The 7,947-nt window shown below is 70.1% G+C and carries 6 protein-coding genes; 5 read left to right on the plus strand and 1 reads right to left on the minus strand.

Annotated elements, in window-relative coordinates; translation table 11 throughout:
• Positions 1-137 precede the first annotated feature (137 nt).
• Positions 138-3,407 (plus strand): MopE-related protein, encoded by a 3,270-nt coding sequence (locus QHF83_RS41355; RefSeq protein WP_282423610.1) that lies wholly within the window; start codon positions 138-140, stop codon positions 3,405-3,407.
• 12 nt (positions 3,408-3,419) lie between these two features.
• On the opposite strand, the gene QHF83_RS41360 is transcribed toward QHF83_RS41355, so the two are convergent.
• Positions 3,420-4,502: a hypothetical protein gene (locus tag QHF83_RS41360; RefSeq protein WP_282423611.1), complete on the minus strand. Its 1,083-nt coding sequence runs from the start codon at positions 4,500-4,502 to the stop codon at positions 3,420-3,422.
• A 245-nt stretch (positions 4,503-4,747) separates the two neighbouring features.
• Here QHF83_RS41360 and QHF83_RS41365 point away from each other — a divergent pair, with 245 nt between their 5' ends.
• From QHF83_RS41365 to QHF83_RS41380, 4 genes are all read left to right on the plus strand, one after another.
• Positions 4,748-6,280 carry a cellulose synthase family protein gene (locus QHF83_RS41365; RefSeq protein ID WP_282423612.1) on the plus strand — a complete coding sequence of 511 codons (1,533 nt, stop codon included), beginning with the start codon at positions 4,748-4,750 and terminating at the stop codon, positions 6,278-6,280.
• A 117-nt stretch (positions 6,281-6,397) separates the two neighbouring features.
• Entirely contained in the window at positions 6,398-6,724 is a 327-nt protein-coding gene (locus QHF83_RS41370) for an integration host factor subunit alpha (protein WP_281313081.1), read from the plus strand.
• A 5-nt stretch (positions 6,725-6,729) separates the two neighbouring features.
• Positions 6,730-7,119: a MerR family transcriptional regulator gene (locus QHF83_RS41375; protein WP_282423613.1), complete on the plus strand. Its 390-nt coding sequence runs from the start codon at positions 6,730-6,732 to the stop codon at positions 7,117-7,119.
• 11 nt (positions 7,120-7,130) lie between these two features.
• Positions 7,131-7,787: a hypothetical protein gene (locus QHF83_RS41380; RefSeq protein WP_282423614.1), complete on the plus strand. Its 657-nt coding sequence runs from the start codon at positions 7,131-7,133 to the stop codon at positions 7,785-7,787.
• Positions 7,788-7,947: the final 160 nt, after the last annotated feature.

A 7,947-nucleotide genomic window follows, 5' to 3' on the forward strand; every position in this document is an offset into this window, starting at 1 on the left:
GCTTGCGCAGCGCAGCGGGAAAGGCGACGATTCGCCCCCCTGGTCGAAGGACCGACCAAGGGATGAGGCGCGCCCACCTTCCCCCCGGCGCGCCCTCGCCGAGGCTTCGCCTCGTTCGCGCCCTTCCCGGAGGACCGATGTCGAAATTCAAGGGCTTCCTCGCCGTCCTTGCGGCGCTTTGCGTCTTCGTGTTCGCAGGGCGCGCGGAGGCGACCCATTTCCGCTACGGCAACGTCACGTGGAGCGTCCCCGATCCGGTATCGGCCCCACGCACCGTGCGCTTCGAGGTCACGATGGCGTGGCACGTCGAGTCGTTCATCGGGTCGACGACCCTCTACTTCGGTGACGGCGGGTTCAACCCGAATACGCAGGGTAACTTCGTGGGCTCGGGCTACGACGCGTCCGGCGACGAGTACCACTTCTATCGCTACGCCGCGACGCACACGTACAACGCGCCCGGGCAGTACACGGCGTACTTCAGCGACTGCTGCCGCATCTCCGAGCTGCTCAACGCGCACGACGAGTACTTCCGCGTCGAGGCCAAGGTCGACCTCACGCCCGGCAACACCGGCAACCCTGTCTCGGTCGTCCCCGCGATGATCCAGATGCAGGTGAACGGGATCCGGACCATCCAGATCCCCGCCGTCGACCCCGACGGGGCGCCGGTCACCTGTCGCTTCTCGACCATCCCCGAGGCGATCCCGAACCCCACCTATGCGACGACGCACCATCCGCCCAAGATCGCGTCGACCCAGGCGGCCCCGACGCTCGCGGTGAGCAGCTCCCCCCCGGGCTGCACGCTCACCTGGGACACGAACGGCGGCGTGGCCGGATCGAGGTACGCGGTCCAGGTGATGCTGGAGTCGCAGAATCCGAACAACGGCAACATCAGCAGCGCCGCGCTCGACTTCATCATCGAGCTCGTGCAGTCGCCGATCCCCACGTGCACGGGCACCGGCGACTACGTCGTCGACATGGGGCAGACGTTCAACACGAGCTTCACGGGCACGTCGAACTCGTTCCTCAAGATGACGTCGATCGGCTCGTTCGGCGTCCTGAACCCGATCCCCGGCACGACCAAGCCGAGCCCCTTCACGACGAACCTCACCTGGTCGCCGGGCCTCGGCGAGGAAGGCACGCGCGTCCTCGCGGTCATCTACACGAACCAGCTCAACGTCAGCGGCTACTGTACGCTCACCGTCACGGTGCCCGAGTGCGCCGTGTACGGCACACCCTGCTCGACCGGCATCGGCGCCTGTCAGGGTACGGGCATCGAGCAGTGCGTCGGGCCGAACGTCGAATGCACCGCCGTGGCGAAGGATCCGATGCCCGAGATCTGCAACGGCATCGACGATGATTGCAACGGCACGAACGACGACAACAACCCCGAGGCCGGCACGGTCTGCCCGACGAACCTTCCCCCGGTCTGCGGCACGGGTCTGACGAACTGCAACGCCGGCGTGCTCGAGTGCATCCCCGACGTCGCGCCCGGCAGCATCGCCGAGACCTGCAACGCGGTCGACGACGATTGCGACGGCACGACCGACGAGGGCTTCAACCTCGGCACGGCGTGCATCGTGGGCAACGGCGTGTGCGAGGCGGCCGGCAAGCTCATCTGCGACGCGGCGGGCGGCACGATGTGCGACGCCGTCCCCAGCGTCCCCATGACGGAGGCGTGCGACGGCGCGGACAACGACTGCGACGGCGTGGCCGACGAGGACTTCGGGCTCGGCGATGCCTGCACGAACGGCCTCGGCGAGTGCACGGCGAGCGGCGTGAAGGTCTGCGATGCCATGGGCGGCGTGACCTGCACCGCGGTGCCCGGCGCGCCGGTGTTCGAGGTCTGCGGCGACGGCAAGGACAACGACTGCGACGACGTGATCGACAACGGCTGCGGCGATCAGGACGGCGACGGTCTGCACGACGGCCTCGAAGAGGAAGTCGGCACGAACCCGGACGACGCAGACAGCGATGACGACGGCGTGATCGACAGCGAGGAGCCGCTCTGGGACGAGGACTCCGACGGCGACGGGCTCATCAACGCGCTCGACCCCGACAGCGACGACGACGGCCTGTTCGACGGCACCGAGCTCGGCAAGGACTGCAACGACCCCGCGACGGAGGAGCAGTTCGGTCACTGCCGCGCCGACGGCGACTCGGGTCAGACGGGGACCGATCCGCTGAACCCCGACAGCGACGGCGACGGCAAGAGCGACGGCTCGGAGGACCCGAACCTGAACGGCGTCGTCGACATGAACGAGGGCAACCCCGAGAACCCCGGCGACGCGAACCTGACGAAGGACTTCGACGGCGACGGTCTCGGCGACGAGCTGGAGAAGGCGCTCGGCACGAACGAGAAGGACGCGGACTCGGATGACGACGGCCTGCTCGACGGCGACGAGTCGAACCCGAGCGACGACACGGACGGCGACGGGATCGTCAACGTGCGTGACGTCGACAGCGACAACGACGCGCTCTTCGACGGCACCGAGGCGGGCAAGGGCTGCCAGCACCCGGCGACGAACGCCATGGCCGGTCATTGCCGCGCCGACGGCGATCTCGGCGGCACGAAGACCTCGCCCGTCTCACGCGACACCGACGGCGGCGGCGTGAGCGACGGCGCCGAGGACGGGAACCTGAACGGCGTGGTCAACGCGGGCGAGCTCGACCCGAGGGCCGGGTCCGACGACGCGGACGTGATCGACGCCGACGGCGACGGCCTGAGCGACGCGCTGGAGAAGGCGCTCGGCACGGGCGTGAACGACGCGGACTCGGACGACGACGGCCTGCTCGACGGCGCCGAGCCGAACCCGAGCGACGACACCGACGGCGACGGCGGCATCAACCTGAAGGACGCCGACGCCGACAACGACGGCCTCGCGGACGGCACGGAGGCGGGCCGCTCGTGCGACGGCGAGGGGACGGACCCGGCCGCGCAGAAGTGCATTGCGGACGCGGACAACGGCGCGACGAAGACGTTCGTGCTCGTCGCGGACACGGACGGCGGGTCGAAGCTCGACGGCGCCGAGGACGCGAACCTGAACGGCGTGATCGACCCGGGCGAGACGAACCCGCTCTTCGCCGGCGACGACCTCACGCAGCCCGAGTGCACGACGGACGCCGACTGCGGCGACGCGTCGAGCGGCAAGATCTGCCAGGATCAGCGCTGCGTCGCCGGCTGCCGCGGCGTGGACGGCAACGGCTGCCCCGACGGTCAGGTGTGCACGTCGACGTCGGGCTCGGCGGGCCAGTGCCAAGCCGAGCCGCCGCCGGACACCCAGCCCGAGCCGACGACTCCCGAGGGGTGCGGCTGCCGCACCGCGCCAGCGCAGGGCGGCGCGCTGCCCCTCACGCTCACGCTCGTCGCGGGCCTCCTCTTCGCGACGCGCCGCCGCCGCGCGGCCTGAAGTCCCGCCTCTCTAGCCCTCTCCCGCGCCCGCGGGAGGGGGCTCATCCGAAGCCACGAGCCCGTCGTAAAACTCGGCCACGATCGACGCGAGCCACGCTTGCGCGGCCGGCGTGCCGATCGTCGCCGTGAGCGCGGGGAACGTCGCGTCCGCGAGCGCGGTGACGATCTCGCGCGGAGGTTTGTCCGGCAGCCCGAGCGACGCGAAGACCTCGGAGACCGGCTTCGCCTCGTTCTCCTTCACCCACGCGAGCACGAACGCGCGCCGCCGCGCGGCGAGCTCCTCGTTCGCCGCGAGGTGCGCCGCGATGTCGACGCCGATCCGCGTGCCTTGCTTCGTCGCCCCGACGTCGAGCAGCACCTCGGCGAACCGTTGCTCCAGGAGAAACCCCGCGAGCCTCTGCCGCAGCGCCACGAACGGCGGTTCCCCTGCCCGCGCGAGGATCGACTCGGCCGCGTTTTTCACGGCCTTCTGCGAGAAGCCGAGCAAGAACTTCCGGATCTCCGGATCGAGCCGCTTCTCGAAGTCCACGCGCAGCCCGTCGATGGACTTGCCCACGCCGCCGAGGCCGAACGGCCCGAGCTTCTTCATGAGCGAGGGCAAACCCCACTCCGCCACGAACGGGTTCACGCGCTCGGAGAACTGCTTCAGCGCGTCGTGCATCACCTCGCGCATCACCTCGCGCGCGGCCTCGCTCTCGGCGATCTCGCGCACGAGCTTCGGCGGCAGCACGTCGGGCCGCGCGAAGAGGGCGGCGAGGTCCTTCTGCGCGTGCTCCGGGACGAACGATCCGATGGTCGCGCGCTCCTTCACGAGCAGCGCGTGCGCTTCGCGCGCGAGCCGCTCGATCGCGGGCCTGAGCGAGCCGTCCACGGTCTGCTTCGTGATCGCCGAATCGAGCGCCCGCGCGAGCGAGCTCGGCTCGACGAGGCGACCGAGCGGCGCGAACCTGAGCTCGTCGAGCACGTCGGCCACGGTCTTCTGCCACTCGGCGCGCGCGGCGGGCGAGGTGAGCCGCGCTTTCAGGAAGGCGATGTGCCGCGTTTTGAGGTCCTCGAGCGCGGCGCGGGTCGTCTGCACGGATCGGTCGTTCACCATGGGAAGGTAACCCGCGTGCATGGGCGGCGCGAGGCGGCGGCCGTCTCCGGGTCGTCACGAGGCTTCGCGAAGTGTCGAGGTTCGTCAGGACTTGTCACGGGCGGCCGGGGAGTCGCGGCAGCTCGTGACGAGCAGAGACAAACCGAGACAACGTTTTACAAGTCCATGACAACTATGACGGCCGGCCTCTGGTACTCCCTCGTCGTTCCGCAGTTTTTTTGCGCCCGAGGGAGGCGCGCACGATGCTCCACACGATGCTCGTCGTCCTGTACTTCGCCGTCCTCCTCGCTCTCAGCGCGTACGGTCTGCACCGGCTGCACCTCGTGATCCTGTGCTTGCGGCATCGCCGCGAGATCGAGCGCGCGAAGCAAATGCCCCACGTGGCCGAAGAAGACCTGCCTCGCGTGACGATCCAGCTCCCGCTGTTCAACGAGTCCACCGTGGCCGCTCGCCTGCTCGAGGCGACCGCGCGCATGGACTACCCGGCGGACAAGCTGGAGATCCAGGTCCTCGACGACTCCACCGACGAGACGCAAGCGCTCGTCCGCGCGCACGTCGACCGCCTGCGCGAGCGCGGCGTCGACGCCGTCTACCTGCACCGGACGAACCGCGTCGGCTACAAGGCGGGCGCGCTCGACGAGGGCCTCAAGGTCGCGAAGGGCGACCTCGTCGCCATCTTCGACGCGGACTTCATCCCGCAGCCCTCGTTCGTGCGCAGCATCGTCGGTCACTTCGCGGACCCGAAGATCGGCATGGTCCAGACGCGCTGGGGCCACCTGAACCGCGAGCACTCGGTGCTCACGAAGGTGCAGGCGCTCATGCTCGACGGCCACCACCTCGTCGAGAACCGCGCGCGGTACGGCGCCGGCCTGCTCTTCAACTTCTCGGGCACCGGCGGCATGTGGCGCAAGAACGCGATCCACGAGGCCGGCGGCTGGCAGCACGACACGCTCACCGAGGACCTCGACCTCTCCTACCGCGCGCAGCTCGCGGGCTGGAAGTTCGTCTACCGCGAGGACGTGGTCTCGCCGTCGGAGCTGCCCGAGGACGTCTCGGCCCTCCGCGCGCAGCAGTACCGCTGGGCGAAGGGCACTGTGCAGACGGCCCGCAAGCTCCTCAAGCGCGTGCTCTCGTCGAACATCAGCTTCGCGCAGCGCCTCGAGGCGCTCTTCCACCTCACGCCGCACTTCGCGTACCCGCTCATGGTGACCCTGAGCGTGCTGCTCCTGCCCGCGCTCGTGCTCCTGCCGGCCACGGACACGCTCACGATGCTCATCGTGGACCTGCCGCTCTGCGTGGCCACGACGGGCTCGCTCGCGGCGTTCTACATGTTCGCCGAGGCGGCCCAGGGCCGGAGCCGCGCGAACGTGCTCACGCGGCTGCCGATGCTCATCGCCCTCGGCACGGGCCTCGCGCCGCACCTCTCGAAGGCGGTCTTCGAGGGCATGCGCCACATGGCCGGTGAGTTCGTCCGGACCCCGAAGCACGGCACGAACAAGGGCCGCTACCGCGCCCGCGCCGACCTGCCGCTCCTCGAGACGGGCCTCTGCCTGCTCTCGTTCGGCTCGACGGTCGCCTCGATCCAGACGGGCCACTACTTCGCCACGCCGTTCGCCGCGCTCTTCACGATCGGCTACGGCTACGTGGCGATGCTCGTGGCGCACGAGCAGTCGGCGCGCCGCCGCGAGACCGCGCCCATGCTCCTCGCCACGCCGAGCGAGCGCCCCAGCGAGCCCACGGCTGCCGAGCAGCCCGTCGGCAAGCTCGCCGCCTGATCGTCTCGCCCCTCACGCGCCGCCGCGGCGCCCCTCCTCGCCTTTCCACATCACTCCCCCCTGGATATTCCTGGCCCGGGCTCTTATCCTCGGCGTCGCAAGGGCGGGACTTCGTCTATGACCAAGGCCGAAATCGTACAAGCCGTCTACGGTCGGCTCGGGGGGTTCTCGAAGAAGGAGTCGGCGGACCTCGTGGATCTCGTCTTCGAGACGATGAAAGAGACCCTCGGCCGCGGAGAGAAGATCAAGATCTCGGGCTTCGGCAATTTCGTTCTGCGCGACAAACGCCAGCGTCAGGGCCGAAATCCGCAGACGGGCGATCCGATCGTGATCACCGAGCGCCGCGTCCTCTCCTTCAAGGCGAGCCAGATCCTCAAGCACGCGCTGAACCCGCGCGTCGCTGGGGCGAGCGGCGCCGCGGCTTCCGCCGTCGCGGAGGAGTGAGCGGCTTGTCCGGGCGTCGAGAGCTTCCTGCGAAGCTCTACTACCGCATCGGAGAGGTCGCCGGGATCGTCGGCGTCGAGCCGCACGTGCTCCGTTACTGGGAGAGCGAGTTCCGCTCCATCCGACCGCAGAAGTCCGCCAAAGGGCAGCGTGTCTACTCGCGCCGCGACGTGGAGACGCTGCTCAAGGTGAAGGACCTGCTCTACGCGCACCGCTTCACGATCGCGGGCGCGCGTCGTAAGCTCCGCGAAGGCGGCATCGAGCCGCCCGGCGAGGACGATCCGAGCGTGGAGCAAGCGCGAAGGATGCGCGAGGCGCTGCTCGACATCCGGAGCGAGCTCGTCGCGATGATGCGTGAGCTCGACGAGCCCAAGGCCACGGGGCGCAAGAGCTAGAGCGGCGCGCGATGAGCGAGCGGCGCGAGGAGGCGCTCTCCGGCGGAGCGATCGTGCGCTTCGGCGTGCCCGTGGGCGCGACGGAGGAGCGCGCCGAGGCGCTGCCACAGATCGTGGTGTCGAGCCTGAAAGGCGCGCGCGTGGGCCTCCGGCGTGGCTTCGTGGACGAGGCGGGCCTCAGGCTGCGCGTCGCGTGCGTGGAGGCGCCCTCGGACCGCTTCGCGCCGGGCGTGGAGGAGATCGTGCTCGGCATGGCGACGTCGATCGCGCGGGGCGCGGTGTCCGACGGCCTCACGCTCGAGCGATGGGATGCCGAGGGCATCACGCGGCACGAGGGCCGCTTCGAGCAGGCGCTCACGGGGCAGGGCACGCGTGGCGAGAAGCCTGTCGTGCTCCGGGGCCGGCACGTGCTCGGCTTCGAGGGCGCCGCGAGCGAGGCGGTGCTGTGCACGTTCGTCTGCGAGGAGCCACGCGCGAGCGAGCGCTGTGCCGACCTCGTGACGAACGCCGAGCTCGCGTCGCTCGTGCCGCCGCCGCCGCCGAGCCTCTTCGTGCGTACGATCTTGATGGCTGCCGAGCGGCCGCGGGATGCGGCCTTGCTCGGCCTGGGGATCGGCGTGCTCTTCGTCGCGGTGCTTCTCGCGCGAAGGCCGCGACCTTCGCCTTGATCAGAACGGGATGTCGTCGCCGCCGTCGTAGCCAAAATCATCCGGCGGGGGCCCGGGATCCGGCGCGGGACGACCGCCGCCGCCACCGCCGCGACCGCCGCCGCCGCCGCCGCCGCCGCCGCCACCACCACCGCCGCTGCGACCGCCACCGTAGCCGCCG

Source organism: Polyangium sp. 15x6 (assembly GCF_029960785.1).
GTDB lineage: Bacteria > Myxococcota_A > Polyangia > Polyangiales > Polyangiaceae > Polyangium.

Coding starts and splice junctions, on each gene's coding strand:
- QHF83_RS41355 (WP_282423610.1), top strand. CDS start 138: ATGTCGAAATTCAAGGGCTTCCTCGCCGTCCTTGCGGCGCTTTGCGTC.
- QHF83_RS41365 (WP_282423612.1), top strand. CDS start 4,748: ATGCTCCACACGATGCTCGTCGTCCTGTACTTCGCCGTCCTCCTCGCT.
- QHF83_RS41370 (WP_281313081.1), top strand. CDS start 6,398: ATGACCAAGGCCGAAATCGTACAAGCCGTCTACGGTCGGCTCGGGGGG.
- QHF83_RS41380 (WP_282423614.1), top strand. CDS start 7,131: ATGAGCGAGCGGCGCGAGGAGGCGCTCTCCGGCGGAGCGATCGTGCGC.